21 protein-coding genes are annotated in these 24,709 nt (G+C 66.6%); 7 read left to right on the forward strand and 14 right to left on the reverse strand.

Features of this window, described 5'->3' with window-relative positions:
• Positions 1-30: 30 nt before the first annotated feature.
• Positions 31-1,614, forward strand: coding sequence for a phosphomethylpyrimidine synthase ThiC (gene thiC, locus D6M19_RS18350; protein ID WP_123026676.1), 1,584 nt, complete (start codon positions 31-33; stop codon positions 1,612-1,614).
• Positions 1,615-1,655: 41 nt separating this feature from the next.
• Here the strand turns inward: thiC and D6M19_RS18355 are convergent, their stop codons facing one another.
• Together D6M19_RS18355 and D6M19_RS18360 are read right to left on the reverse strand one after the other, a co-directional pair.
• Positions 1,656-2,570 (reverse strand): NmrA family NAD(P)-binding protein, encoded by a 915-nt coding sequence (locus D6M19_RS18355; protein ID WP_123026677.1) that lies wholly within the window; start codon positions 2,568-2,570, stop codon positions 1,656-1,658.
• Positions 2,567-3,100: a carbonic anhydrase gene (locus D6M19_RS18360; RefSeq protein WP_123026678.1), complete on the reverse strand. Its 534-nt coding sequence runs from the start codon at positions 3,098-3,100 to the stop codon at positions 2,567-2,569. Before D6M19_RS18360 ends, D6M19_RS18355 begins: the two co-directional genes overlap by 4 nt.
• Before the next feature lie 103 nt (positions 3,101-3,203).
• Between D6M19_RS18360 and D6M19_RS18365 the strand changes: the two genes are divergently transcribed.
• The 3 genes from D6M19_RS18365 (at position 3,204) to D6M19_RS18375 (ending at position 6,623) form a co-directional block, all read left to right on the forward strand.
• Positions 3,204-3,680, forward strand: a complete 477-nt coding sequence (locus D6M19_RS18365; protein ID WP_123026679.1) for a winged helix-turn-helix transcriptional regulator — start codon at positions 3,204-3,206, stop codon at positions 3,678-3,680.
• A 522-nt stretch (positions 3,681-4,202) separates the two neighbouring features.
• The gene (locus tag D6M19_RS18370) at positions 4,203-5,573 is read left to right on the forward strand and encodes an alpha/beta hydrolase-fold protein (RefSeq protein WP_123026680.1); all 1,371 of its coding nucleotides are present in this window, start codon (positions 4,203-4,205) and stop codon (positions 5,571-5,573) included.
• A gap of 369 nt (positions 5,574-5,942) precedes the next feature.
• Positions 5,943-6,623 carry an antibiotic biosynthesis monooxygenase gene (locus D6M19_RS18375; RefSeq protein WP_123026681.1) on the forward strand — a complete coding sequence of 227 codons (681 nt, stop codon included), beginning with the start codon at positions 5,943-5,945 and terminating at the stop codon, positions 6,621-6,623.
• A 3-nt stretch (positions 6,624-6,626) separates the two neighbouring features.
• Here D6M19_RS18375 and D6M19_RS18380 read toward each other — a convergent pair whose 3' ends face one another.
• Genes D6M19_RS18380 through D6M19_RS18390 form a run of 3 tightly spaced genes read right to left on the reverse strand, consistent with a single transcriptional unit; the run spans position 6,627 to position 9,843 of the window.
• Positions 6,627-7,463, reverse strand: a complete 837-nt coding sequence (locus D6M19_RS18380) for an SDR family NAD(P)-dependent oxidoreductase (RefSeq protein WP_123026682.1) — start codon at positions 7,461-7,463, stop codon at positions 6,627-6,629.
• The gene (locus tag D6M19_RS18385; protein WP_206428565.1) at positions 7,460-8,371 is read right to left on the reverse strand and encodes an alpha/beta hydrolase; all 912 of its coding nucleotides are present in this window, start codon (positions 8,369-8,371) and stop codon (positions 7,460-7,462) included. The genes D6M19_RS18380 and D6M19_RS18385 overlap by 4 nt, the downstream gene beginning before the upstream one ends.
• The gene (locus D6M19_RS18390) at positions 8,368-9,843 is read right to left on the reverse strand and encodes a flavin-containing monooxygenase (protein ID WP_123026683.1); all 1,476 of its coding nucleotides are present in this window, start codon (positions 9,841-9,843) and stop codon (positions 8,368-8,370) included. Before D6M19_RS18390 ends, D6M19_RS18385 begins: the two co-directional genes overlap by 4 nt.
• A gap of 83 nt (positions 9,844-9,926) precedes the next feature.
• Here D6M19_RS18390 and D6M19_RS18395 point away from each other — a divergent pair, with 83 nt between their 5' ends.
• Positions 9,927-10,937 carry an AraC family transcriptional regulator gene (locus D6M19_RS18395; RefSeq protein ID WP_123026684.1) on the forward strand — a complete coding sequence of 337 codons (1,011 nt, stop codon included), beginning with the start codon at positions 9,927-9,929 and terminating at the stop codon, positions 10,935-10,937.
• A gap of 60 nt (positions 10,938-10,997) precedes the next feature.
• Here the strand turns inward: D6M19_RS18395 and D6M19_RS18400 are convergent, their stop codons facing one another.
• From D6M19_RS18400 to D6M19_RS18410, 3 genes are read right to left on the reverse strand one after another with little or no spacing between them, the layout of a single operon-like run.
• A complete protein-coding gene (locus tag D6M19_RS18400) occupies positions 10,998-11,834 on the reverse strand; it encodes a carbon-nitrogen hydrolase family protein (RefSeq protein ID WP_123026685.1) in 837 nt (278 codons plus the stop codon).
• Positions 11,835-11,849: 15 nt separating this feature from the next.
• Positions 11,850-13,190, reverse strand: a complete 1,341-nt coding sequence (locus D6M19_RS18405) for an MFS transporter (protein ID WP_123026686.1) — start codon at positions 13,188-13,190, stop codon at positions 11,850-11,852.
• Complete coding sequence (locus tag D6M19_RS18410) at positions 13,187-13,951, reverse strand: HpcH/HpaI aldolase family protein (protein ID WP_234834925.1); 765 nt, start codon at positions 13,949-13,951, stop codon at positions 13,187-13,189. Before D6M19_RS18410 ends, D6M19_RS18405 begins: the two co-directional genes overlap by 4 nt.
• 152 nt (positions 13,952-14,103) lie before the next feature.
• Here D6M19_RS18410 and D6M19_RS18415 point away from each other — a divergent pair, with 152 nt between their 5' ends.
• Positions 14,104-14,763, forward strand: coding sequence for a GntR family transcriptional regulator (locus tag D6M19_RS18415; protein ID WP_123026688.1), 660 nt, complete (start codon positions 14,104-14,106; stop codon positions 14,761-14,763).
• Positions 14,764-14,773: 10 nt separating this feature from the next.
• Here D6M19_RS18415 and D6M19_RS18420 read toward each other — a convergent pair whose 3' ends face one another.
• The 6 genes from D6M19_RS18420 to D6M19_RS18445 form a co-directional block, all read right to left on the reverse strand.
• The gene (locus D6M19_RS18420) at positions 14,774-16,252 is read right to left on the reverse strand and encodes a glycoside hydrolase family 130 protein (protein WP_123026689.1); all 1,479 of its coding nucleotides are present in this window, start codon (positions 16,250-16,252) and stop codon (positions 14,774-14,776) included.
• The gene (locus D6M19_RS18425) at positions 16,249-17,271 is read right to left on the reverse strand and encodes a glycosyltransferase (protein WP_123026690.1); all 1,023 of its coding nucleotides are present in this window, start codon (positions 17,269-17,271) and stop codon (positions 16,249-16,251) included. The genes D6M19_RS18420 and D6M19_RS18425 overlap by 4 nt, the downstream gene beginning before the upstream one ends.
• Before the next feature lie 11 nt (positions 17,272-17,282).
• Positions 17,283-18,404: a glycosyltransferase gene (locus D6M19_RS18430; protein ID WP_234834926.1), complete on the reverse strand. Its 1,122-nt coding sequence runs from the start codon at positions 18,402-18,404 to the stop codon at positions 17,283-17,285.
• Positions 18,405-18,987: 583 nt separating this feature from the next.
• Positions 18,988-19,446, reverse strand: a complete 459-nt coding sequence (locus D6M19_RS18435; protein WP_123026691.1) for a cyclic nucleotide-binding domain-containing protein — start codon at positions 19,444-19,446, stop codon at positions 18,988-18,990.
• Positions 19,447-19,551: 105 nt separating this feature from the next.
• Positions 19,552-21,072: a serine hydrolase domain-containing protein gene (locus D6M19_RS18440; protein ID WP_123026692.1), complete on the reverse strand. Its 1,521-nt coding sequence runs from the start codon at positions 21,070-21,072 to the stop codon at positions 19,552-19,554.
• Between the two features lie 3 nt (positions 21,073-21,075).
• Positions 21,076-22,845 (reverse strand): DUF7159 family protein, encoded by a 1,770-nt coding sequence (locus D6M19_RS18445; protein WP_164478567.1) that lies wholly within the window; start codon positions 22,843-22,845, stop codon positions 21,076-21,078.
• Positions 22,846-23,025: 180 nt separating this feature from the next.
• Here D6M19_RS18445 and D6M19_RS18450 point away from each other — a divergent pair, with 180 nt between their 5' ends.
• A complete protein-coding gene (locus tag D6M19_RS18450; RefSeq protein WP_123026693.1) occupies positions 23,026-24,702 on the forward strand; it encodes a DUF7937 domain-containing protein in 1,677 nt (558 codons plus the stop codon).
• Positions 24,703-24,709: the final 7 nt, after the last annotated feature.

Genomic DNA, 24,709 nt, shown 5'->3' on the forward strand with positions numbered 1-24,709 from the left:
GCGTAGCGGTAGGGGTAGGGAGATGACTTCATGACCGATCTGCCAGCCGGTCTTGGCGCGTCCGTGACCACGGGCCCGATTGCGGGCAGCACCAAGATCTACCGGGACCTCGCGGATGTGCAGGGCGGACGGGTGCCGTTTCGGCGGGTGAACCTGTCCAATGGTGAGCACCTGGACCTCTATGACACCTCGGGCCCATACACCGAAACCGACGCGATGATCGATCTTTCCGCGGGTCTGCCGCCACGGTCAGCGGTCAGGCGCGATCGCGGCACCCAGCTTCAGCGTGCCCGCGCCGGTGAAGTCACGCCCGAGATGGCATTTATCGCTGCCCGTGAGTGCGTGCGGCCCAAGCTGGTCCGCGATGAGGTGGCCCGCGGCCGCGCGGTCATCCCCGCCAACCACAACCATCCCGAGAGTGAGCCGATGATCATCGGCAAGGCTTTCGCGGTGAAAATCAATGCCAACATCGGCAATTCCGCGGTCACGTCGTCGATCGCCGAAGAGGTCGACAAGATGGTGTGGGCCACCCGCTGGGGCGCCGACACCGTCATGGACCTCTCGACCGGCCGCGACATTCACCTGACCCGGGAGTGGATCCTGCGCAACTCGCCGGTGCCGGTCGGCACAGTGCCGATCTATCAGGCGATGGAGAAGGTCAACGGCGACCCCACCGCGCTGAGCTGGGAGGTGTACCGCGACACCGTGATCGAGCAAGCCGAACAGGGTGTGGATTACATGACGGTGCACGCCGGGGTGCTGCTGCGCTATATCCCGCTCACGGTCAAGCGGGTCACCGGCATCGTTTCACGCGGGGGATCGATCATGGCGGCCTGGTGCCTGGCCCATCACCGGGAGTCCTTCCTCTACACCCACTTCGCCGAGCTCTGTGAGATCCTGGCGCGCTACGACGTGACGTTCTCGCTGGGCGACGGGCTTCGGCCCGGGTCGATCGCCGACGCCAACGACGAGGCGCAGTTCGCCGAGCTGCGCACGCTTGGAGAGCTGACCAAGATCGCGAAATCGGCTGGTGTGCAAGTGATGATCGAAGGCCCGGGTCACATCCCGATGCACAAGATCGTGGAGAACGTGCGGCTGGAAGAGCAGCTGTGCGAGGAGGCGCCGTTCTACACGCTCGGCCCGCTGGCCACCGACATCGCCCCGGCCTATGACCACATCACCAGCGCCATCGGCGCGGCCATCATCGCCCAGGCCGGCACCGCGATGCTCTGCTACGTCACGCCCAAGGAGCACCTCGGTCTACCCGACCGCAAGGACGTCAAAGACGGCGTGATCGCCTACAAGATCGCCGCCCACGCGGCCGATCTTGCCAAGGGGCACCCGCGCGCGCAGGAGCGCGACAACGCATTGTCGAAGGCGCGCTTCGAGTTCCGGTGGCACGACCAGTTCGCGCTGTCACTCGACCCGGACACCGCGCGGCAGTTCCACGACGAAACGCTGCCCGCCGAGCCCGCCAAGACGGCCCACTTCTGCTCGATGTGCGGGCCCAAGTTCTGCTCGATGCGCATCAGCCACGAAGTCCGCGACGGCATGGCCGAGAAGTCCCGGGAATTCGCCGAACACGGCAACCGCGTCTATCTGCCGCTCGACTGACATCCCTGGGCTGCCCGCTAAGCTCGGGTCGGGTGGGATGGCTACGCACGCACCTTTGCCCAAGCCGGTGCCTGACCGGCGGACGTGAAGGCGTCGCGGTTTGCTGCGGCGAACTGCTCCACGGTCAGCGCTGGAGTTCCGGTGATCACCTCGACGAGGTTGTTGGATCCGGCGAAGATGCCGTCGCGGTAGTCCTGCGCCACGTTGGTGATGTGCTGAACAAAGTAGTCGTCGTGGCCTTCCAGGCGGAGCACGTCGGCGAACGTGTCGAAGTCGACGGGTTCGTAGAGGACCGGGAAGCCGAGCACGGCCGCGACTTTCGCGGCGATGCCGTCATAATCGAGTTCGGTCGGGCCGTAGAGCGGATAGACCTGCCGGTCGTGAGGTGTGGGATTGCGCAGGATGGCGGCGATCACGCGGGCCTGGTCGACCGCCGCGATGGGGGCGTGCCGACCGTCGGCGAACGGCAGCCGGAACACTCCGATATCATCCTCGCGCGACCACTGCCAGGCCAGCCATTCGGCGAAGAACGTGGGTCGCAGGTGCGTAGTGGCGAATGCCGAGCGATCCAACAGCCGCTCGCCGAGCCAGTGATTTTGCGCGGCATGGCTTTTCGCGTCTCGTCGAGCGCTGATCTGGGACATGTTGAGCACGGCCGTCACGCCGGACTCGGTGGCCGCCTGGGCGAAGATGGCGGTGGCATCCAGGAGCCCCGGGACGATGGGGTAGCAGAAGTAGGCTGCGGTGACGCCAGCCAATGCCGAACTCACCGAAGCGAAGTCGAGCAGGTCGCCAGTGACGAGCTCGGCGCCCAGCTCCGCGAGCGCCTCGGCGCGGGCATCGTGGGTGTGGACGAGCGCCCGCACCCGCTGGCCGTCCTGGCGCAGGATTCGCACGGCGTTGGCACCGGTCTTTCCGGTGGCCGCGGTGATGAGGTAGAGGTCGTCGGTGCTCATGCTGGTTCCTTCACGTCGGACTGGACGATGTCGATGCGGCCGGTGTCGACGTCGTAGACGACGCCGGTGACCCGGAACCAGGCGGCGAGTTGCGGAACGCTCTGCAGGACGGCGATGTCGGATGCGACGGCCGCGCGCGGGTCGGCGACATGCCTGTCGGCAAGGGCCGTGGGGTCGACGTGGAAGTAGGCGGCCAGCATGGCTGGCGGATCTTGCAGGCGCGTGATGCCACAGTCGCTGTGCTGCATGACGATCAGGTCGATGACGGGAGCGGCAGAGCCGACCAGGGAGCTGGCTAGCCTTGCCAGCAAGGCAAGTTCGGCGAGTACGTCGGGAGTGACGCGACCGCCCACGTTGCGGATGACGGCGGCGTCGCCGGTTTCCAGCCCGAGCACGTGCGCGGGATCGACGCGCGGGTCGACGCAGCACAGCACGAGCGTCCGCAGCCGAGGAAGCATCGGCAGGCCAGGAACGAAGCGAGTTCGGGCGAAGTCGTCGTTGCGTTCGGCGAGGGCGTCGACCACGGTCATGTCGGTCCTTCCGGCTCAGCATCTGACTAACGATTTCGTTAGTCATCTGCATGCAATCATGCTAAGCTGACTAATGCAAGCGTTATTCAGAATGGAGTCGACCATGGAGTTCGAGCCCGCCTTGCGCGACCGGTCACAGTGGTGCATCGGCGACGCCTGCTCGATGACGCGCGTGCTCGAGGTGCTGAGCACCAAGATCGCGTTTCAGACAGTTCGCGAATTGTTCTTCGGCACCGTGCGTTTCGACGACTTCGTCACAAGAACCGAGAGTTCGGCGCCCGCGGTGTCGCGTTCGCTCAAGCAGCTGGAGGCGGCGGGGATCGTCGCCCGTGTCCCCTACCGCGAGCCCGGCCACCGTGCCCGCGACGAGTATCGCCTGACCGAGGCGGGCGAGGAGCTCCTACCGGTATTCATGTCGCTGGTGCAATGGGGCGACAAGCATCTACAGGACGGACGCCCACCGCTTTCCTTCCTCGACGCGAAGACGGGACGGCCCGTCACCGTTCACGTCACCGCGGGCCGCGGCAAGACACCGGCCCGCACGGGCGACATCGCGATCCAGGTGTCACGATCGCGCTAGCGGAAGCGCCCCCACCGACAAGGACATCGCCGTCTGTTGACGAGGCTTGAAAACCAGGCCAGTCGCGACGGCGTCCCTGGCCCCATCGTCACGCAGCCTCACCCATCTGGCGGCTCATCGACGCGCTCATCACCGTGCGCTCGCTCGGTCTACACAGCCATCGAACGCAGAAAAGCGCCTGAGACCCAGGACCATCCGACCTTCGCCGACGGACTCGAGCAGGTCCTCGTCGGCGGAGCAATCGCCCAGCGCGCCCGAGTCGGCCAGTGGGTCCCGGTCTAGCGGTGAAGCTGCGCGAACCCGGGTATGCGCGCGCCGCCGCAGACGATGTTCTGATGTTCCTCCGCTCCCACCTGTAAATCTCAGTCCGCGGTTACAGCGGTTGCCGCATCATTACTTTCGGCAGTCCTCACGAAACTACGAAAGGTGCCACAGTCACCGCCCTATCAGTTCAAACACGCCGACAACCATCGGTCTACGGCTGTGGTACCAGAGCTAGTTGCAACTGAAGGAGGGGTTCAAATGGTCAGAACACATACTGTCGTCGCGGGGGAAACGCTGTCGGCACTGGCGCTGCGCTTCTATGGTGACGCGGAGCTCTATCGGCTGATCGCCACCGCCAGCGGGATCGCCGATCCCAACGTCATCAATGTGGGGCAGCGGCTGATCGTCCCCGACTTCACGAGATACACCGTTGTCGCGGGGGACACGCTGGCCGGTTTGGCACAACGCTTCTACGGTGACGCGGAGCTGTATCGGCTGATCGCCACCGCCAGCGGGATCGCCGATCCCAACGTCATCACGGCGGGGCAACGGCTGATCATCCCAGATATCGCGAGATTCACGGTTGTCGCGGGGGACACACTGTCGGCATTGGCGCTGCGCTTCTATGGTGACGCCTCGCTTTATCCGCTGATCGCCTCCGTCAACGGCATCCCCAATCCCAACTCCATCAACGTCGGACAGGTGCTGGTCATCTTCGTCGGGCGCGGCGACGGATTCGGGCTGCGGATCGTGGACCGCAACGAGAACGACCCTCGCCTGTGGTACTACCGGTTCCAAACCGACGCGATCGGCTGGAACCCCGGTGTCAATGTCTTGCTTCCCGACGACTACCGCACCAGCGGACTCCGCTATCCCGTCCTCTACATGTTCCACGGCGGTGCCGCGGACTTCCGCCAGTTCGACTTTCTGGGCATCCGCGGTTGGACCGCCGGAAAGCCGATCATCGTCGTGATGCCCGACGGCGGGCAGGCGGGCTGGTACTCCAACCCGGTCGGCTCGTTCGTCGGCCCGCGGAACTGGGAGACGTTCCACATCGCCCAGCTGATCCCGTGGGTTGAGGCGAATTTCCGAACGTACGCCGAGTACGACGGCCGTGCGGTGTCCGGGTTCTCCATGGGTGGGTTCGGTGCGCTGAAGTACGCAGCCAAGTATTACGGCCACTTCGCCTCGGTGAGTAGCCACTCCGGCCCGGCGAGTCTGCGCCAGGACGGCGGCCTCGTCGTGCATTGGGCAAACCTGAGCTCGGCCGTTGTGGAACTGGGCGGCGCCACGGTCTACGGTGTGCCGTGGGACGAGGCCAGGGTCAGCGCCGACAACCCGGTCGAGCGCATCGACAGCTACCGCAACAAGCGGATCTTCCTCGTCGCGGGCACCAGTCCGGACCCGGTCAACTGGTTCGACAGCGTGCAGGAGACCCAGGTGCTTGCCGGCCAGCGGGAGTTCCGCGAACGCCTCAGCGCCGCCGGCATCCCACATGAAGCGCATGAGGAGCCGGGCGGCCACGTCTTCCGGCCCGACATGTTCATCCGCGACCTCGACGGCATCATCGCCCGGCTGCGCAACGCCAGCAGTTCTGCGTCCGGGAGTGCGTCCGATGGCGGCGATTAGGTACATGCCGCCGAAGGCGGGAACGTTTCACCTGTCGTCTCCATTTGGTCCGCGCGTCCGTCAGATGCATTGGGGGCAAGATTTCGCGGCCAACGACGGCACACGGGTGCCGACGGCGACAAACATGACCGAGAGGGCCTCCACGCCTCGATCCTGGCCAGCGGCATGCCCAGCTTCATGCGCGGTTCTTGCACGTGAATTCAACTCGGGTTCGGCGGTCGCCGCCACCACCACCTGGCCGCAAAACTGATTAGCTTCGCTCGATTGTGAAGGACGTATTGTTCCGGTGCGCAGCGGGTTTCAGCGAATCAGAAATTGCATCAGGCTGACAGCCGCCACCCATTGCCACGCCTTGCCCGTGGGAGGACGATGAAATGGTCCGGCGGCGCCGTCGAGACGCTGCCCCACATACAACGGAGGCAGATCACGTATGCACGAAGCACCACAATCCAGGCGCAGCCCGAATCAATCGACGCCGGTATTACGCACATGCGCGATAAGGTGATGCCCGCGCTCGAGGCCATCGACGGGTGCGTCGGCCTGTCCTTGTTGGTCGACCGGACGTCTGGCCGCTGCATTGCCACCAGCTCCTGGGAGTCCGAGGAGGCAATGCGCGCGAGCGCGGAGTCCCTCCGGCCGATTCGTGACCGGGCCGCGGAGCTATTCGGTGGTGGTGGCGCCCAAATCGAGGAATGGGAGATCGGTGCCATGCACCGCGAGCATCGCGCGGGCGAGGGCGCCTGTGTTCGAGCCACCTGGGTCAAGGTCGATCCGGATCAACTCGACGGAGGCATCGAGTTCTATAACGCGACCATCCTGCCCGCGCTCGAGGAACTGGACGGATTCTGTAGTGCCAGCCTGCTCGTCGACCGGGCCTCCGGTCGCGGAGTGGCCGCGGCGACCTTCGACAACGCCGAAGCCATGGAGCAGAACAAGGACCAGCTGGACAGGATCAAAGCGATGGGCAGCCGGGAAGCAAACGCAGAGGTACTCGACCAGTGCGACTTCGAGTTGGCACTCGCGCACCTGCGTGTGCCCGAGATGGCCTGACGGTCAGCGTTTGTTGGCCCACGGGAAGAACCGCCGAACCGCGGTGGCCATCACCCGCTGATACCCCGACCCCGAGAGCCGCGACAGCACGTCGAGGGCTTTGGCCTCCCAGCCGATCACCACCCGCGCACGGCCATCGCGGACACCGTCGACGATGGTCGCCGCGGCCATCTCCGGCGAATGTAGCGCCAGGTACTTGTCGAAGAACTCCGCGAACGTCTGCGCATCCTCGCTGTCGCAGACGGTCGCATTGCGCGCGACCGCGGTCTTGATGCCGCCGGGATGCACACACGTCACCTTCACCGGATGCCCCGCCACAAGCATCTCCTGCCGCAACGCCTCGGTGAAGCCGCGGACCGCGAACTTCGCTGCGTTGTAGGCACTTTGCCCCGGCACCGCGATCAGGCCGAAAAGGCTCGATATGTTCACGATGTGCCCGTCTCCTGACGCGATCACATGCGGCAGAAACGCTTTCGTGCCGTTCACCACACCCCAGAAGTCGACGTCCATGATCCGTTCGAAGTCCTTGAAATCGGAATCCTCGACGTTGCCGTTATGGGCGATGCCCGCGTTGTTGTACACCTGGTGCACCGTGCCGAAGTGCGCGACGACGTCGTCGGCGTAGGCCAGCACTTCTTGGCGTTCGGCGACGTTCAGACGGTCGGCCTTCACCTGCGCCCCAAGCACTTCCACCGCACGCACCATCTCCGCGAGGCCATCGGCGTCGATGTCGGAGAGCGCCAGCTTTGCGCCCCGCGCCGCGAGATCGAGCGCCAGCGCCCTGCCGATACCCGAACCCGCGCCGGTGATGACCGCGACCTTGCCCTCGAACGAACTCATTTCACTGCCGCCTTTTCGGTCATCAGGGTGCGCAGCCGCGCGCCCATGTCGTTGATCGCCTCGTCGGCCTCGGCGAGAACGCCTGCCTGCAGATGAAAGTCGTGCCACAGGTCGTCGAACCTGCGGTGTTCGACGGCCCCCGCTTCGGCGGCGGCCTTCTCGATCCTGTCCGCATCGATGCACAGCGGATCGTCGCCTGCCGAATGCAGCACGATCGGCGGCAGCCCCGCCATGTCGCCGTGCGCCGGCGAGATGCCTGGCTGCCGCGGGCATTGCTCGCCGACGTACCTGGGCACCCACTCGGCGGCCATCGACGGATTGATCAGCGGATCACGAGTCTTCGGCCGCCCACCGTCGATGTCGATGGCGAGGTCGGCCCACGGGCAGATCAAGCCGACCGCCGCCGGGCTAGGAATCCCGCGATCCCGAAGAGCCATGGCCAGTGACAACGCCAGTCCTCCGCCCGCCGAATCGCCCACGATGACAAGGCGTTCCGGCCCGACCCCACACGCAATCAAGGACTGATAGACGCCGACCATCTCCTCGAGCGCAACCGGGTAGCGGGCCTCCGGCGACCGCGAGTAGTCGGGCACCAGCGCCGTCATCCCTGCCGCGTCGGCCAGCCGCGCCACCACGCCGCGATAGCCCTTGGCACTCCCCAGTGCATACGCACCGCCGTGCAGGTAGAGCAGCGTCGCGCCGGCGGGGTCCACCCCCGCCGGTCGCACCCCCTCAACCGGCACACCCGCGATGGTGATGCCGTCGTAGCCGGTACCCGTTGGCACCCGAGCGACCCGCGTGAAGAGGTCGTACATTCTGCGCTTGCCGCCGACCGTCACCCGACGGGAAGCCAATAGTGGTCGGCAGGCGCGCAGCGCGACGCGGACCACGGCTGGATGGATGCTCACGCCAAGGCCTCCACCCGCGTCGCGTCGAACGACAGCACGCCGTCATCGACGGGGTCGTCGAGCAGCAGCCGCGAGTCCTTCTCGTAGTGCATCAGCACCTGCCACGGCAGCTTGGCACCCTGGCGCGGCATGACGTCCTTGCCGCGCTGCACGTAGCCGGACTGCAGTTGGTCCAGCATGCCCTCAGCCGTCGCGCAGCCCTCGACGTCGCGGGGCGTCGCCACGCCGAACCCGTTGTCGTCCATGTGTCGCATCAGCCGGCACAGATACTCACCGGCCATGTCGGACTTCAGCGTCCACGGCGCGTTGGTGTAGCCGAACATGAAGGCCATGTTGGGCAGATCCTGCAGCAGCACCCCTTTGTACGTCATCGCGTCGGACAGATCGCGCGTCTCGCCGTCGACCGACAGCGCCATGCCGCCGAGCATCTGCAGGTTCAGGCCGGTCGCTGTGACGATGATGTCCGCCTCCAGCTCGCGGCCCGATTTCAGCAGAATGCCTGTCTCGGTGAAGGTTTCGATCTGGTCGGTGACGACCGACGCCTCTCCGGAGGCCAGGACGTCGAACAGGTCGCCGTCGGGCACCGCGCAGAGTCGCTCGTCCCATGGCATGTAGTTCGGGGTGAAGTGGCTCATGTCGACCGACGCGCCGACGCGACGGCGCACCTGCGACAGCAGGAATCGGCGCATCGTCTTCGGAAAGCGCTTGCACGCCTTGTACATCGAACGCTGGACCACGATGTTGCGCTTGCGCCCGAGCTTGTACACCGTCTCCTCGGACAGGAAACGGCCCAGCGCCTGTGAGATCTTGTCGAACGCCGGCAGCGAGAACACGTACGACGGCGAGCGCTGCAGCATGGTCACGTGCGCCGCGTCGCCCGCCATCGCGGGGATCAGGGTGACTGCCGTCGCTCCGCTGCCGATCACGACGACCTTCTTGCCGGTGTAGTCGAGGTCCTCGGGCCAGTGCTGGGGATGCACGCAGCGGCCCGCGAACCGCTCGACGCCGGGGAACGTCGGCAGATAGCCCGCGTCGTAGTTGTAGTAGCCCGTGCAGCTGACGAGGTAGCCACACGTGTAGTGGCGCGTCTCGCCCGTCGCCTCGTGCACCGCGGTCACCGTCCAGCGACTCTCGGCGCTCGACCAGTCCGCACGGGTGATCGTCAGCCCGTACTGGATCTTCTCGTCGACGCCGTACTCGACGGCGGTGTCGGCGATGTACTGGCGGATCGACGGCCCGTCGGCCAGCACCTTGAGCTGCTGCCACGGCCGGAACTTGTAGCCGAAGGTGAGCATGTCCGAGTCGGAGCGGATGCCCGGGTAGCGGAACAGGTCCCAGGTGCCGCCGAGGCGCTCGCGGCGCTCAAGCACTGCCAGCGTCTTGTGCGGGAACTCGGCGGTCAACTGAGCGGCCGTCCCGATGCCCGACAGCCCGGCGCCGATGATCAGGATGTCGAAATGCTGTGCGTTCATGACTAGCAGAATGGCCGTCGGCGACACCGCAGGTCTTGACATTTTCCGACAGCTTTTTATCATTTCCCGACAGGTGATGTGTCATGGGCAGTCTGCTGCGCACCCCGGCCCTGCGCGGTTACGGCGATCTGGTGCGCGAACTGGGCGGCGACCCGCAATCGTTACTGGCGCGCTTTTCCATCCCCGCCGACGCCGAACAGCAGGCAGACGGCTTCGTCGCCGTCGACGCGTTCGCCCGCCTGCTGGAGGCCAGCGCCGAGGACCTCGGGTGTCCCGATTTCGGGTTGCGCCTCTCCAGATTTCAGGGGCTGGACATCCTCGGGCCCATCGCGGTGATCGCCCGCAACGCCAACACCGTGCTGGGCGGCTTCGAGGCGATCGCGCGCTACCTGTACGTGCACTCCCCCGCGCTGTCGATGACGGTCAATCGGGCATCGGCACACGCCGACGTGCGGTGCACGTATGACGTGACCGAGCCCGGCGTTCCGTACCCGACGCAGAGCTACGAGCTCAGCATGGGTATCGCCGCGCGCATTCTTCGGCTCCTCGGCGGTCCGCACGCCCGGCCGCGAATGGTCTCGTTCATGCACAGCCAGCACGGACCGCAGGACGCCTACCGTGCGGAACTGGGCTGCCCGGTGCGCTTCAATCAGACCTGGAGCGGATTCGAGCTGGCCGCGCACATTGCCGACAAGGCCATCGACGCCGCCGATCCCGAGACCCGACGCATCGCGACGAAGTACCTGGAATCCACCTACCTGCCCAGCACTGCCGCGTTGTCCGAACGCGTGACCGAACTGACCAGGCGGCTGCTGCCCACCGGCCAATGCAGCGCCGAGGCCATCGCCGACCAGCTCGCGCTGCATCCGCGGACCCTGCAGCGACACCTTGCCGTCGAGGGCGTGCGCTGTCACGACATCATCGACGGTGAGCGCCGAGCGCATGCGGCGCGTTACCTCGCGGTGCCGGGACTGCATCTGCAGCAGATCGCCGGGCTGCTCGGCTATTCCGAACAGAGCGCGCTGAACCGCTCGTGTCGTCGCTGGTTCGGCCAGACGCCGCGGCAATACCGGGCCAGCCGTTCGGCGCCCTGAGTACCGCGGTCGACGTCAGTGGGTTACGCAGCCGCCGAGTTAGATGAGAAGCCCAGGGCACTAGGCGAATTCGGTCACCGCGTCGGAGCGCTGCTGCGCCGAGGTCTCCACAACGCTGAAGCGCCGCAACCGGATCGCCGGGTTCTTCTCGCGCACGCGCGCGATCCGGGACGGATCGAGTGTCGCGGTGGCGAGCCCGTCCTCCTCACCGAGGGACGCAAGAACGACGCCCATCGGGTCCACGATCATGCTGTTGCCTGCACCCGAACGCCCACACTGGTCGGCGGCGGCCAGATAGACGGTGTTCTCGATCGCGCGGGCCCGCAGCAGCGTCGTCCAGTGGTCTTCCTTCAGCGGTCCGGGCACCCACTCGGCCGGCATCAGCACCGCGTCCACTCCGGCATCCACCAGACGGCGCGTCACCTCCGGGAAGCGCAGGTCGTAACACGTCTGCATACCGAATCGCAGGCCCTCGACCGTGAACGTCTGCGGCGGCTCGACCGGGCCGGGACTGACCAGGCTCGACTCGGTGTATCCGAAGGCGTCATACAGGTGCAACTTGCGATAGGCGGCGACGACCTCGCCATGAGTGTCGACGGCCAGCAGCGTGTTGTGGATACGGCTGCCCTCGTCGGTGGCCTCGTTGATACCGCACACGATCGCGATGGCATGCGCCCTCGCGAGCTCCTTGAGCTGCGCGACGAACTGGCCGTCGACGTGCTCGGCCGACTCCAGGAAGCGTTCGTCCATGACCGGAACGGTGAACATGGAGTACTCCGGAAACACCACGAGGGCACTGCCCTGGGCGGCGGCCTGCGCGACCAGCCGCCCGATCGTGGATAGGTTGACCGATTTGTCGTCGCCGGGCGCGAACTGGGCGACAGAGCAGACGACCATGATTTCTCCTCAGGGTCAGGCGGGGACGGGCGGCGGGGCCATGCGGTCCATCCGTCCGAGAACCACGGTATAGCAGACTATTCCGGCAAGAAGCACCACGCCGGTGACGATGAACGCGCCTGCGAACGATCCGGTGCGATCGACGACCATCCCGGTGACGATAGGTGCAGCGATGCCGATCAGGTTGGCGACGAAGTTGACGATGCCGCCGAGCGTTCCTGTGAGGCCCTCGGGTGCGATCAGCGAGACGATGCTGGAGCCCGCGGGCACCGAAACGGCAAGTCCGGCAGCGCCGATCGAGATGAACACGATCGCGGCCCCGATGGTGTCGACGTAGGCCGCACCGGTGACCGCTAGCGCCGCGAGCATGCTGACCACCAGAACGATGCGACGCACCTTGGTGACCTGGCCCGTGCGAGCCACCCACCGATCCATCAGCAGACCTGCGATGAGGAACTGTGCGATCACGGCGACCAGCCACGGGATCATCGAGTAGAGCCCACCCTGCAGGAGGTTGACGCCGAACTCCTTCTGGAGGTAGCCGGGCAGCCAGGTCAGCAGCACGTAGTAGGCGTACGTGTAGGACGCATACCCGAGGGCCAGGCCCCAGGTCTTTCGACGGCGGAGCAGGTGACCGACGCCGCGCAGCGAGCCCTCGGAAAGGTTGTCCTCATTCTCCGCATCGCCGGCCTTGACGTACGCATGCTCCTCTTCCGACATCCGGCCGTCGGCAACCGCGGCCGACGGCGTGCGGTAAAGCAGCCACCACGCCACGAGGTAAAGCAAGCTCAGCGCGCCGGTGAAAAGGAACGCGGCGTGCCAGCTGAACGTGGACACCAGGAACGCCATGATGGGAATGCCGATGACGTTGGAGATCTTGGCGCAGCCGTCGAAAATGGCCGTGGCCGTGCCGCGTTCCTGCTTGGGGAACCACTGGCCGATGGCCTTCCAACCGGCGGGCACGGTCGGCGCCTCGCCGACGCCGAGGAGCAGTCGGGCGACGATCATCAAACCCAGTCCGCCTGCGGCTGCCGACAGAAACGATGCGACGGCCCAGAGGAAGACGCCGACGCGGTTCACCCAGGGCACACCGATCTTGTCGATGATGGTGCCGATCGGCATCTGCAACATCGCGTAGGTCCACAAGAAGGCCGACGCGAGGACGCCCATCTGCGCGGCGCTGAGGCCGAAGTCGTCCATGATGGCCGGGGTCGCCACCGACAAATTCACCCGGTCGATGTAGTTGACGAACATCCCGGCGCCGAGCAGGCCGCCGATGAACCAGCGAGTGCGGCCCCTCGGCGCGGTCAACTGAGCCGAGGTGTCAGTCGTGTGTTGCGTCTCAACGTTGTTCATGCGCTGCTCCCGGTCAGCGCGCCGCGACTGTCGAGATCGCTGATCTCGGCGTGGGCCGCGGTGAGGCCGGCCAGGAGGGCGCCGTGTTCCATCACGACCGCCATCTGGTCGGCTCCGTGTTCGACGGCGAACCGCTTCTCCTCGGCACTCCACGCCGGCAACAGCCACGGCTTGCCGGCGTTGCGAGCGGCCGTGGCGATGCGGGCCAGGTCGGCGAAGTCGCCTTCCGTGCGCGAGTATGCCCCGCGGTCCCGTCGCAGGGACAGATCCGATGGCCCGACGAAGACGCCGTCGACGGTGTCCAGCGCCAGGATCTCTTCGATCTCGTCGATGGCGCCGGCGTCCTCGATCATCGGGTAGCAGCGCGTCCGGCTGTCCTGCGCGGCCACCCATTCGTCGGTGAAACCGCCGTAGGCGGCCGTCCGACCACCCGCGAAGCTACGGTCACCGCGCGGCGGGAACTTGGCGAAGCCGGTGACGACCGCGGCGTGCCGGGCGTTCTCCACGTGCGGGATGGCGACGACGTCGGCGCCGAAGTCGAGGGCCTGCTGGATGGGGCCACGTTCGGGACCCAGCACCTTGGCGATGACCTCAAGGCCGATGGCCTTGGCGAATGGGATGAAGCGCTCAAGGTCGGCGAGGTCAAAGGTGCCGTGCTCGATGTCGAGAACAGCGGCGCCGTAGCCGACCTGGCGGGCGATCTCTGCGGCGGCGACGTTGGGTCCGGACAGCCATATGGCGTAACGACGATTGGCTTCCACGGTTTTCTCCTCTGCTTGAAAGGGCAGGTACACCGCTGGCGACGTCGATGGCCAAAACCAGCGTGGGCTGACAGGCACAATTCGTACATTTCTTGTATACATAAGATATGCCTGAAGTGTCCAGTACCCTGAGTGCAACGAAGGGAGCGGAGATGACGGTCGCCGTCGACGGCTCTGATGCCCCACAGTCGGCTCGCGACCGGGTTTACGAGTGGGTGCGCGACGAGATCATCAAGGGCGCGCTGCCTGCGGGCCGTTTCCTCGACGAGGCCTGGATCTCCGAACTCGTCGGCACCTCGCGGACGCCGGTGCGAGAGGCTTTCCACCGCCTGAACTCCGAGAGGTTCATCGACCTGCTGCCTCGTCGCGGAGCCCAGGTTCGTAGCGTCACGGCACGCGAACTCGAAGAGGTGTATGCCTCACGCCGGCTGATCGAGGGCCACGCCGCAAGAACGCTGTGCCTTGCGAACGCCGGTGCGCCGAGCCAACTCGACGAATTGGCCAGTCAGATGGAAGAGGCGGGACGGGCACAGGACTGGTTCACAGTGGCCCGGCTGGACCGCGCCTTTCACCGGTCGATCGTCGACGCTAACGGCAACTCGATCCTCACTGAACTCTATGACGCCCTGCGATCTCGGCAACAGCGGGTCGCGGTGCGCGCCTTACAGATTCGACCGCAACGTGTGCCCGAGATCGATCGTCAGCACCGCGCCATCATCGCCGCACTGGCGAACAACGACGTCGACGGTGTGGCAGCGCTGCTCGAAGAACACCTGCGGCCCATCCCGGAGATCACCGCTGCGCTGGGCTGAGCTGGTGCAATCAGCCGACGAGCTCGGCGAGCAACTCACGAAGCGGCACGGTCGCGAGGCCGATGGCGGCGTCACCGATCCCGTAGGGAATCACCAACGTCTCGCCGTGCACCAACCCACCGCAGGAGTAGACGACGTTGGGGACGTAGCCGTTCTGCTCATCGGGGGCAGGGCTCAGCAGCGGCCGCCGCAGTTGACCGATGATGCGGGTCGGCTCCTCGAGATCCAACAGGATGGCCCCGATCCGGTAGGTGCGCATCGGGCCGACGCCGTGGGTGAGCACCAGCCATCCGGCATCGGTTTCGATGGGCGGCCCGCAATTGCCGAGCTGCACCGCCTCCCAGGCCTGCGTGGGCTGCTGACACGGCGCGGAGTCCGGCCAGACGAACGGATCGTCGGCATAGGCAACCGAATTCGATTCGCGGTCCGCCCTCGACATGGCAGCAAAGCGTCCGCCGATACGACGCGGAAACAGCGCAAGGCCCTTGTTGGCCGCGGCCGTCCCGGCCATCGGCGCCGACGTGAACGACCGGAAATCCGTCGTCTCCAGCAGCTGCTGTCTGATGTGGGTTCCGCTGTAGGCCGTATAGGTGGCGTAGTACCTGACCGACCCATCGTCGTCGACAAAGCGGACGAAGCGGGCGTCCTCCATGCCTGCCGCCTCGGCGTCTGTCGCCGGGTACAGGACCCGCTCGGAAAGCGGTATGTCGTCAGCGAATTCGACGGCGTAGAACCTTGCGCCGATGGCCCGAATCAGCGAAATCGTCTCCCGCGCGCGTCCGCGGGTACTCCGATGCCTCTGCAGCGCGTCGAGTTGTTCGTCGAGGTCGGCTTTGGTGAATCTGTCGCCGAGTGCATCCAGAACGTAGTCGGCAGCCTCGCCCTCGTCGCGAAGCCGCGCGAGCTCGCTGCGGAACACGGCGGCGTCGAGCAATGTCGACCCGACCGATCCGACGGTCGCGTATCGACTCGGAGCGTCGACGATAACGCCGCCCTCGGCGTCCACCACGCCCGACCGAAACCCGATCGATGATAGGTGCCCTTCGCCGATACCCCGCACGCTCATCACGAATCGCAGGCTGCCCGCGGCCACGCCCACTTGATCCGGATCGGCGACGATGCTCGGATTGCACAATGCCGCCGCCTCGATGGCGTATTCACTGGTGAATGTGGCGCCCAGCAACAACATTCGTGACTGCGACCGCTTGATGTCAGTATCCAGGCGATCAGCGAGCTCACCCGCATGCCGGTGGAAGGTGCCCGCCAGATCTCGATGCCGTCCGTTGAAGCGCATGACGACATCGTCCAACGCCCACTGCACGTCTTGCTCATCAAGGGCAAGAATGCGTTCCAGCACGGCTCCCGCCCGGGTGTCCTGGTGTTCGAAGCCTTCATGCCCGGGAACGAAAAGCCGGGTGATGACCCTCGAAGAGTCGGCGGCGAGCCGTTGCGGACTTCGTGTGACGAGTCCGGCCCGCACCGAAGTCACTGTGGCACAACGGCGAAGCGGTGCACATGCTGCATCGTCGAGATCACAGCCAGGGTCGACTCCGCACCCTGGTTCTGGTTCACCCCGTCGATGTGAAGTCCGTCGAACCCGCCACCCGTCTCCGGGTCCCACATGACCTGTCCCGCATCGTTGACGCCCTGGAACCATGCCGCAGCGGCGGCGACACCGTCGGGCCAGGTTGCAGCCGGGTCGACGGCTGCTGCACGCGCACACGCATCGGCCATGGCCGCCACCTCGATCGGCTGCTGATCGAAACCGGGCCTGACATCGTCGGGCCCTCTGCCCGCCACCGGGGTGGGGGACAAATGACCGTCAGCCGATTCGTAGTCGAGCAGCCAGCCCAACAGTTCCAGGCCACGTTGCTGCAATGCCATGTCGTCCAACGCAACTCCCGTGGCGATCATCGCCTCGGGAAGCACCGCGTTCGCGTAGGCCAGTCGCGGCTCGGGCCACGGCCACGAGCTGTCGCCGCTAGGCTCGGCGAGCGAAACCTTGTAGTCGGTGATGAGCTTTCGGGCCGCCTCGTGCTCGGGGTTGACGACGAGAAGTTCGGCGGCTCCCAGTGCGGCGTAGGCCATCGCGCGCGGCGCCTTCGACCGCGTCTGCGCGGCGCGCTCGAACTGGATCACCGACAACTTCTGAATGATGCCCACTTCGCTGTGGGCGGCTGCCGTACCGAGCCCCCAGAGGCATCTGCCCCAATGGTCGTCGGTGGTCGGCTCGTCGGTCCAGCGGCCGATGCGGTCCATCCGATTACGACATGCACCGCTATATGCCTGGGCCTCGTTCAAGAATCGCACCGCGAGCCCGGCGAGACCCTTCACCGGGCCTTCGGCGCCGGGTTCTCTGGCAGCCACGACGAGAACGCGGGCCATGTCGTCGGTGCAGTACCCGTCCTCGGGCCGGGGCTCGGTGAAGCACGCATGCTCGAAGGTGCCGCGACGGTCCGTCAGCTGCAGCAGATGGTCGAAGTTGGCAGTCGGCGTCGAGGCCGTCATGGGGGCGGCTGTCATACCAATGCCCTTCGCTCGGTGAGCAGTCGGTCCGCCAGATTCAGATAGGCACCCGCCACCACCGACCAGGCCATCTCCGGCGCCAACCGGCGGGCCTCCCCGGCCATGGAGCCTGCCAGACGCGGCTGCGTCAACACCTGCCGCAGGGCAAGCGCCATGGCATCGGGATCGTCGTGGTCGACGACGATGCCCGCCCCGGTACTGAGGAGCTCGACGGCGTGCGGAAACGCGGTGGCCACCACGGGCCTGCCACACGCGATCGCGTCGACCAGAACACCAGAGGTGACCTGGTCGGTGGAGTCATAGGGCAGGACGACGACCGAGGCGGACTGAATGAGGGCAGGCAACTTGGACACGCTCCAGTAGCGGGAGTCGAAGTTCACCGAATCGGCGACTCCGCGGCGGCGCGCCTGGTCCTTTCGGGCATCGCGATACGCCTCACCATCGTCGGCAAGGACCTTCGGGTGCGTCTGACCGGCGACCAGATAGTTTGGCCGGCCTGGCAGGTCTTTCAACGAAGTCATCGAGTCGATCACCCGCTCGACACCCTTCCCGGGTCCCAGCAAACCCCACGTCAACAGGGTGGGTCTACTCGGGCGCTTCTGTGCAGGGCCACTCGGGAGGGCCGCGCCATGCGGGATCGTGATGACTTTTCGGCTGTCGACGTCGAATCCGTCACACAACCGACGCCTGGCGGCCTCGGACATGACGACTACCCGATCCGCCATCGCCGCGATCGACTCCAGCACCGAACGCTGGTGTGGCGTCGGGTGTTTGAGGACCGTGTGGGCGACGACGATCGACGGCACCCGCAGCCCCTCGATGACATCCACCACGTCGTCTCCGTCGACACCGCCATAGATTCCGTACTCGTGCTGGATGACGGCGACGTCATGTTGGTTCAGCAGCTCGCAGGTCGCTGCGATCGATCTCGCCGAGCCTTTGACCAGCTCACCGACCACCCGGTCGCGCGTTGAACGCCCACCGTCGGCCACGCGTACCACACTGACCTCGGTGCCATCCGCGCAGATGGCGTCACACAGGGCAGCGGTGAATGTCGCCAGGCCGCAATGCGTCGGCGCATAGGTGCTCAGGACGCCGACACTCAGTGGTCGCAAAAAGCGTTGCGCCTCAACAGGATCGAGGATCGACGTATAGGGAGAAGAAATGGACGGAGAGAAGGTTGGAGCGGTCAAGGTAATCCCGGGTGACGGTTGTTACCTGCATGTCCGGTTTGAGCGGTTGCTCGGCAATAAGCGGAAGACGGCGAATGCGTTCCGGACTGGCTGGGTTACCAACACCCCCACAATACACCCAGCGGCTTGCCGTGGCAGCGTCGGGACGATGCAGCGGCGGGACGTCGCAGGCGAAAAGCATTTGCAAATATTGAAGTTCGCTCGACTTCACGGGCTATCACGCGACAGTCCTTTGCAGAAATTTGTCGCACAGACCGCTGGGCTTCCGACGCGAGGCTGCGGACGCTCGCGGGCTCCGACGCGCGGGAATGAGTGATTCTGAGCGGACCGCCTTCGGGCGACAATGTCGATATTGGTTAGCCCACTGTTGGTTTCGGCGACAAAAAGTCGCCGTGAGCCGGGCAATCCCAGCCGCTATCCGGCGTCCAGGTGGACGACCCCCTGGCGCTCCGGCCCGGCCCGGCCCGGCCAAAATCAGCCCCCGCCGTTTCCGACGCCGGCTCAATCAGCCCTCGCCGCCACCAGGGACGCGTCGAGCGATGGTTGCATCGATGACATCGCGCAGAGCGGGTACATCATCGAGCAACCGGTGTAGGTCATCGCGGTCGATGTGCAGCACCTCGGCGCGGCCGGTGGTCGTGACGGTCGCACCGCGCAATTTGCCGCGTTTGAGCGCGGATTCGCCGATCACCTCACCCGCCTTCACGGTGGCGATCTTGTCGTGGCCGACGTACACCGCCGCCTCTCCGCTGAGCAGGATGTAGCACGCGTCCGACACCGTCTGCTCCCGGATGAGGGGCCACGGCCCCGACGTCGAGGTGCGATGCGATGCCTGAACGACACGCTTGAGGTCGGCGTCGGAGAACTTGGCGAAGTCGTCGAACTCCCGCAACTGGCTGGCGTCCTCTTCTTCTTGTTTGGTGATGGCGGCAGCCTTCTCACGCGCGATCTGACGTTCGCTCATAGTGGCCTTTCCCCGATCCGCAGTGTGGTCTGACAACGGGAGCGTAGCGAAAAACAACGTCCCATCAGCCCAAACCGCAAAACCACCGGAGCTCGTGACGCGGCGTTAAGACACCCCGAGGGCCTGCGCTGCGGCCGTCGCGACGTCTCCCCGCAGCTTCGAGGCCGGTGGACTGCCTCGCGTATGGATGGAATTCGTCAGAAGCACCACATATGAGTCCGAACCCGGGTCGATCCACACGCTGGTGCCCGTGAAACCCGTGTGGCCAAAGCTACCGATGGGAAAGAGTCTGCCTCGCGGCTCCGACTGGCCCGTGTCAATATCCCAGCCGAAGCCGCGCAGGTTCTGTCCCTTGATCGCCGGATAGTGCGGAGCCAGCAGCGGGTCTGCGGTGTTCGGTTTCGTCGCGATGGCATCCCGCTCGGCCAGGTTGGCCGCTTCGATCTGTCCGTCGCTGTGTCCCGGCTGCTGCGGGCTCGTCATCAACTGCACGGTCTGCTGCTGCAGGGGGAACGGGCTCGGCCGGCCCGCCAGCCGGTCAAGCAGGGCTTGGGCATAGATGCCGACATCGTGTGCCGTCGAAAACACACCGGCATGCCCGGCCACCCCGCCCATCCGCCGCGCCGTCGTGTCGTTCACCGTGCCACGGAGCAGGTGATCGATATCGGGATTCTTGTCCGGCTCCGCTCGGCCCTCTTCGTCCCGCGACGTCGGCGCGATGCGCGACAACAGGCTCGTGTTCCATGTGCCCGCTGCGCAATCGGCAGGCACGTCCGCTGCAGGCGCCAAAGCGATCGCCGCTCCCCTCATCGTGTGCGGACCGCACGCCTTGGCCGCGGGGAGATAGCGCGTCTCCGTCATGCCAAGCGGCCCAAAGACTTTCCGCTGCACATACTCGTCTTCCGGTTCGCCGGTGAGCTTCTCGACGATCTCGCCAAGCAGAATGAAGTTGATGTCGGAGTAGCGGAACGCCGCGCCGGGCGTCGACTCCAATGGCGTCGTCACCGCACGCCGAAAGCCTTCTTCCCTGTCGACCTGTGCCAACCCCCACGGATCCTTGAGCTCGACGTCGCCCGGCAGGCCCGACGTGTGGGTGAGCAACATGCGCACGGTCACCGCTGCACGCACAGGATCGCCGACCGTGTTGAAGTCCGGCAGATACTTCTGCACCGGGTCGTCGAACTGAACCTTCCCCTGTTCGTACAGCTGCATGACGGCAGGCGCCGTCGCGAACGGCTTCGTCAGCGACGCCAAGTCGAAGATCGTGTCCTCGGTCATCGGCTCCGCGGGTGCGGGCAATCCGTTCAGGCCCGGCTCCCCCGCGAGCTTGCGTTCGCCGTACGCCCGGCGGAAGACAACCTTGCCGCCGTGCCCGATCAGCACCACGGCGCCGGGCAGCTCATTGGCCGCGATGGCATCGTCGATCAGCTTGGAGACGGTGCCGAAGTCATACGGGGAAGGCGCAACGGGCGGCAACGTCGTCGCGGGTGCGGGTGCGACGGGAGCAGGCGCCGCCTGCGAGCTGTGGGTCTCCGCGGTCTGCGCCGAGTCGCCGGGCGAGCACGCCGCCGCGATCGTGAGCACCCCGGCCGCGATGGCCGTCCGCGCGCACTGCTTGCCGAACATCGATTACGGCGACAACACCGGCGTTGTCGCGGGTGCTTCCACGGCACCGCCACCGCCGCTGGATGATCCGCTCCCACTCGACGGCGCCTCCGGTAGCACGGGAGCAGGAGCTATCGCAGGAGCGGGCGCGGGGGCAGGCGCTACGGGAGCGGGCGCCAGCGCTGGTGCTGGCGCCACCGGAGCAGGTGCGGGCGCAGGAGCCGGGGCTGGCGCCACGGGTGCCACCGGGGCGGGAGCCGGTGCTACCGGAGCCGGCTCGGGCGCGAGTGCGGGCGGCTTGTATTCGGGCTCTGGCGGCGGCTGGGGCTTAGGCTGCGGGGCCAGGATGACCGGCGGCGGTGCCGAGGTGGTCGTCGTCGTGGTCGTCGAGGACGACGTCGTAGTTGTGGTTGTCGTAGTCGTGGTGGTCGTCGTGGTGGTCGGGCTCGTCGTTGTTGTCGTGGGGCTCGTCGTCGTGGTCGTCGGCGACGTCGGGGTGATCGTCGGCCACGGGAACGTCGGCATGGGGAACGGGTTCCACGGCGGGAAAACCGTCGGGGGAATCGGGACCGGCGGCACTTCAGGGATCGGGACCGCAGGCACCTGCCCGGGCTGCACCGCCGGTGGCGCAGGCACGTTGGCAGGCGCCGGTACCTGGTTGGTCCTGACCCGCGGCACGGCCGGAGCCGCAGGCTGCGGCGACACGACCGCGATCGGCAACGCCACCGGATCGGGCTCGTGCGGCACCACAGGCAGGTAACGCCCCGGCACCGTCTCCGACTGGATGGCCGGTACCGGCTGCGCTTCTGCGTCGGCGACCGGCCGGATGTTGACCGCGACCGCGACGGCCAGCGTCGTGAAACTCATCACCACGAACGCCATCGCGCTGCCCATCAGCAGTGTCCTCGGCGGTGGCGGCGCGATCACCGCGGTGTATGCCGCTTCGTCCTCCTGCTCCGGAACGAACTCCTCGAGCGATTCGGCGGACATCTCGTAGTCCGGCTCTTCCTGCGAGTACGCCAGCAGCGGCCCAACTACCCCATCGGAGGCCGGAGCCATCTGCGTCGCATCGGCGGCCGGCGCCATCTGCGTCGCCTCGGCGGCGGCCGGGGCCATCTGCGTCGCGTCGGCGGCCGGCGCCATCTGCGTCGCCGCGCCCGCCGCGGCGAACCCTGGATCGGCGGCCGTCTGCGCGGCACCTCGGGCGATCGCGAAGCCCGGATCCGGCGGCACCTCCACCGGTGTCGTCGAACTGAGCTCGGCCGCAACCGAATCGAGGTCCACGCGTTGCCCGACCAACATGACCCGGGTGGTGGCCTCCACAGGCAGCTGCTGCAGCACGACGGCGCACGCCGCGGCCACACCGGCCGAGCCGATGGGCACCGACGCCAGCACCGACGTCGACTCCTCGTCCTCGCCGACCACCGTCAGCGCGACGGTGTCGTCATCGGCCAGCAGTAACGCGGCATCGGCGCCGACACTGCGGGCCAGGGCCGCGACCGCCTCGGTCTCCGCCACCACTTCGACGTTCTGCACGCCTGCGTTCGACACGGTCTGGCGCAAGGTCTCGGCCTGGGACGCGTCGGGCAGGCAGAGCCGTGTCGCCGCTACCCGATTGCCCGACTCGGCCACCGCGCGATAGGTGCCGACAATGGTCTCGGCAAGGTCGGACGTCGCGTCGTCGGCAAGGTCGAGCGCGTACTGGTCGAGAACCTGACCGCCCGAGGCGGGCGAACCGATCATGGCCAGGCGCGCCACCCGACCTGTGACCGCCACCCCGAGGGCTACGTCCACAGGTCCTCTCCTTGCCTCTCGCGGCCACTCGCGGCCTCTCGCGAGGTTCCAAAGCTACCGCACAGATTTGGCGTCTCTCGGCGGCCGGTTCGACGCCCTGTTGCTTGTGCACGGAAGCAAAAATGACCACGCTGGGGTGGCGGCACCCCTCGAACAGCCACCCATGAAAGGAATCGTCACTTGAGCGACCAGCGTTACCACGCGGACGACACCGCCGTGGTCGCGACCGCGGCTGCGGCCGTCATCGGCCGGTCGCCCCGGGTCGGCTACGTGCCCGCGCGCGCCAACCTTGTGCGCGACGGGGTCGCGGTCGCGCTGCTGATTCTCGCGCTACTTCTGCCGTGGAACCTCGACTTCGGCCTTGGCGTTCCCGGCACCGACGGCTCGCTGTTCGCCGTCATCGCCGCCGTCACGCTGCTTGCCATGCTCGCCGCGCTGGCGCCGCACGTCGGCCCGTTCCGGCTCGCCGCCGCCGAACAGAATGTCCGACGCACAAGCCGGATTCGGCTGCTGCTGGGCGTCGCCTACATGGCCGTGGCAATCGCGTTCGTCGGGTACCAGCTGCTCGAGACGTGGCGCGGCGGCGGAACCGGCCTCGCGCCGCCGGGGGTCGGGCCCGGCCTGCTGGTGGGCCTGGCGGGCGCGCTGCTGGCTTCGCAGCCGCCGATCACCAGTATCACTATCCAGGACAACGGCTTTCGGAGCTGGTATGCCGCCGCGCGGATGCTGGGTGCGCTATCGATCGCGCTCGCGACGCTGGCCGTCGCCTTCAACGTGTACTGGCGGCTGCGCTATCTGTTCCTCACCAACGACGCCTTCAGCGGCTCGGACGTCGCCGTCATCGTCACCACGCTGCTCTACGGCGCGGAGGCGATGATCGCGTTGGTCATCGCGTCGCGCTGGCTCACCGAGAGGACCGCCGCCGCGCGGCTGGCCACCGCTGCAATCGGCGCCTCGGGAGCGCTGGCGGCCACGCTGATCTGGGTCCTTCCCATCGGCCGCGACGTCGACGCCTTCCACGGCATCGCGCAGAACACCTCGACGGCCGCCGTCGGCTACGAGGGTTACCTGTTCTGGGCGGCCGCGGCGGCGATCGTCGCGCCGACGACGCTCTACGCGATCTTCCTGGTCAAGCCGCCGACATTGGGGGCCTACCGCTCAGCCGCCGAGAAATGCCTGACGCTCATCGCGTTCTGGGCGTTCGCCGCGGCCGCGCTGCGCGTCGTCGACTATCTGATCGCCTGGACACTGGATCTCCCCAGCGCCCTGTACGACACCGTCGCAATGACGGTGTTCAACCTGATCACCGGATTGATCGCGCGGTGGCTGCACCGCCAACTCGTCAGGGGCGAGGTCGCTCTGCCCGTCATCTCGGCGTTCAGCGGGCTGCTGTTCGTCTTCACGGTCGCGAACCTGGCCATCGGGGTCGCGCTCGCACCGCGTTACGCCGAGCCCTCGCCCACCGCCGTCTACGGCAACAACCTGGCCCAGCAGATCACCAGCACGTTCGACGTGACCGTCTGCTTACTGAGCCTCGCCGTGTTGATCGCGATGTTGTTCACCGGGCCGCTGGCGGGCTACCTGGTCCGCCGCCACGACGCCCGGGTCGCGGCCCCCGTTCCCACGCCTGAGCCATCGATTTCCGCGCCGCCGATCTCCGCCCCACCGACACTCGCGCGGCCTCCGCAACCCGCCGCAGTGCCGAGAATTGTTCGGCTGAGGGAGGATTCGACGGCGGTGCTCCCGGCTCCGCCGACAGAGGAAATCGCCGCGCCTACCGCCGGGCTTCGCATCCTGCGTCGCGAACGGGCATCCGAGCCGACGATTGCTCTGCCGACGCCGCCGGACGACGCTTGAGACACGG

It is taken from the genome of Mycolicibacterium stellerae (genome assembly GCF_003719305.1).
GTDB lineage: Bacteria > Actinomycetota > Actinomycetes > Mycobacteriales > Mycobacteriaceae > Mycobacterium > Mycobacterium stellerae.

Excerpts from the sequence above, each read along its gene's own strand:
- thiC (WP_123026676.1), top strand. The coding sequence starts at position 31 with ATGACCGATCTGCCAGCCGGTCTTGGCGCGTCCGTGACCACGGGCCCG.
- D6M19_RS18355 (WP_123026677.1), bottom strand. The coding sequence starts at position 2,570 with ATGAGCACCGACGACCTCTACCTCATCACCGCGGCCACCGGAAAGACC.
- D6M19_RS18360 (WP_123026678.1), bottom strand. The coding sequence starts at position 3,100 with ATGACCGTGGTCGACGCCCTCGCCGAACGCAACGACGACTTCGCCCGA.
- D6M19_RS18365 (WP_123026679.1), top strand. The coding sequence starts at position 3,204 with ATGGAGTTCGAGCCCGCCTTGCGCGACCGGTCACAGTGGTGCATCGGC.
- D6M19_RS18370 (WP_123026680.1), top strand. The coding sequence starts at position 4,203 with ATGGTCAGAACACATACTGTCGTCGCGGGGGAAACGCTGTCGGCACTG.
- D6M19_RS18375 (WP_123026681.1), top strand. The coding sequence starts at position 5,943 with ATGAAATGGTCCGGCGGCGCCGTCGAGACGCTGCCCCACATACAACGG.
- D6M19_RS18380 (WP_123026682.1), bottom strand. The coding sequence starts at position 7,463 with ATGAGTTCGTTCGAGGGCAAGGTCGCGGTCATCACCGGCGCGGGTTCG.
- D6M19_RS18390 (WP_123026683.1), bottom strand. The coding sequence starts at position 9,843 with ATGAACGCACAGCATTTCGACATCCTGATCATCGGCGCCGGGCTGTCG.
- D6M19_RS18395 (WP_123026684.1), top strand. The coding sequence starts at position 9,927 with ATGGGCAGTCTGCTGCGCACCCCGGCCCTGCGCGGTTACGGCGATCTG.
- D6M19_RS18400 (WP_123026685.1), bottom strand. The coding sequence starts at position 11,834 with ATGGTCGTCTGCTCTGTCGCCCAGTTCGCGCCCGGCGACGACAAATCG.
- D6M19_RS18405 (WP_123026686.1), bottom strand. The coding sequence starts at position 13,190 with ATGAACAACGTTGAGACGCAACACACGACTGACACCTCGGCTCAGTTG.
- D6M19_RS18415 (WP_123026688.1), top strand. The coding sequence starts at position 14,104 with ATGACGGTCGCCGTCGACGGCTCTGATGCCCCACAGTCGGCTCGCGAC.
- D6M19_RS18425 (WP_123026690.1), bottom strand. The coding sequence starts at position 17,271 with ATGACGGCCTCGACGCCGACTGCCAACTTCGACCATCTGCTGCAGCTG.
- D6M19_RS18435 (WP_123026691.1), bottom strand. The coding sequence starts at position 19,446 with ATGAGCGAACGTCAGATCGCGCGTGAGAAGGCTGCCGCCATCACCAAA.
- D6M19_RS18440 (WP_123026692.1), bottom strand. The coding sequence starts at position 21,072 with ATGTTCGGCAAGCAGTGCGCGCGGACGGCCATCGCGGCCGGGGTGCTC.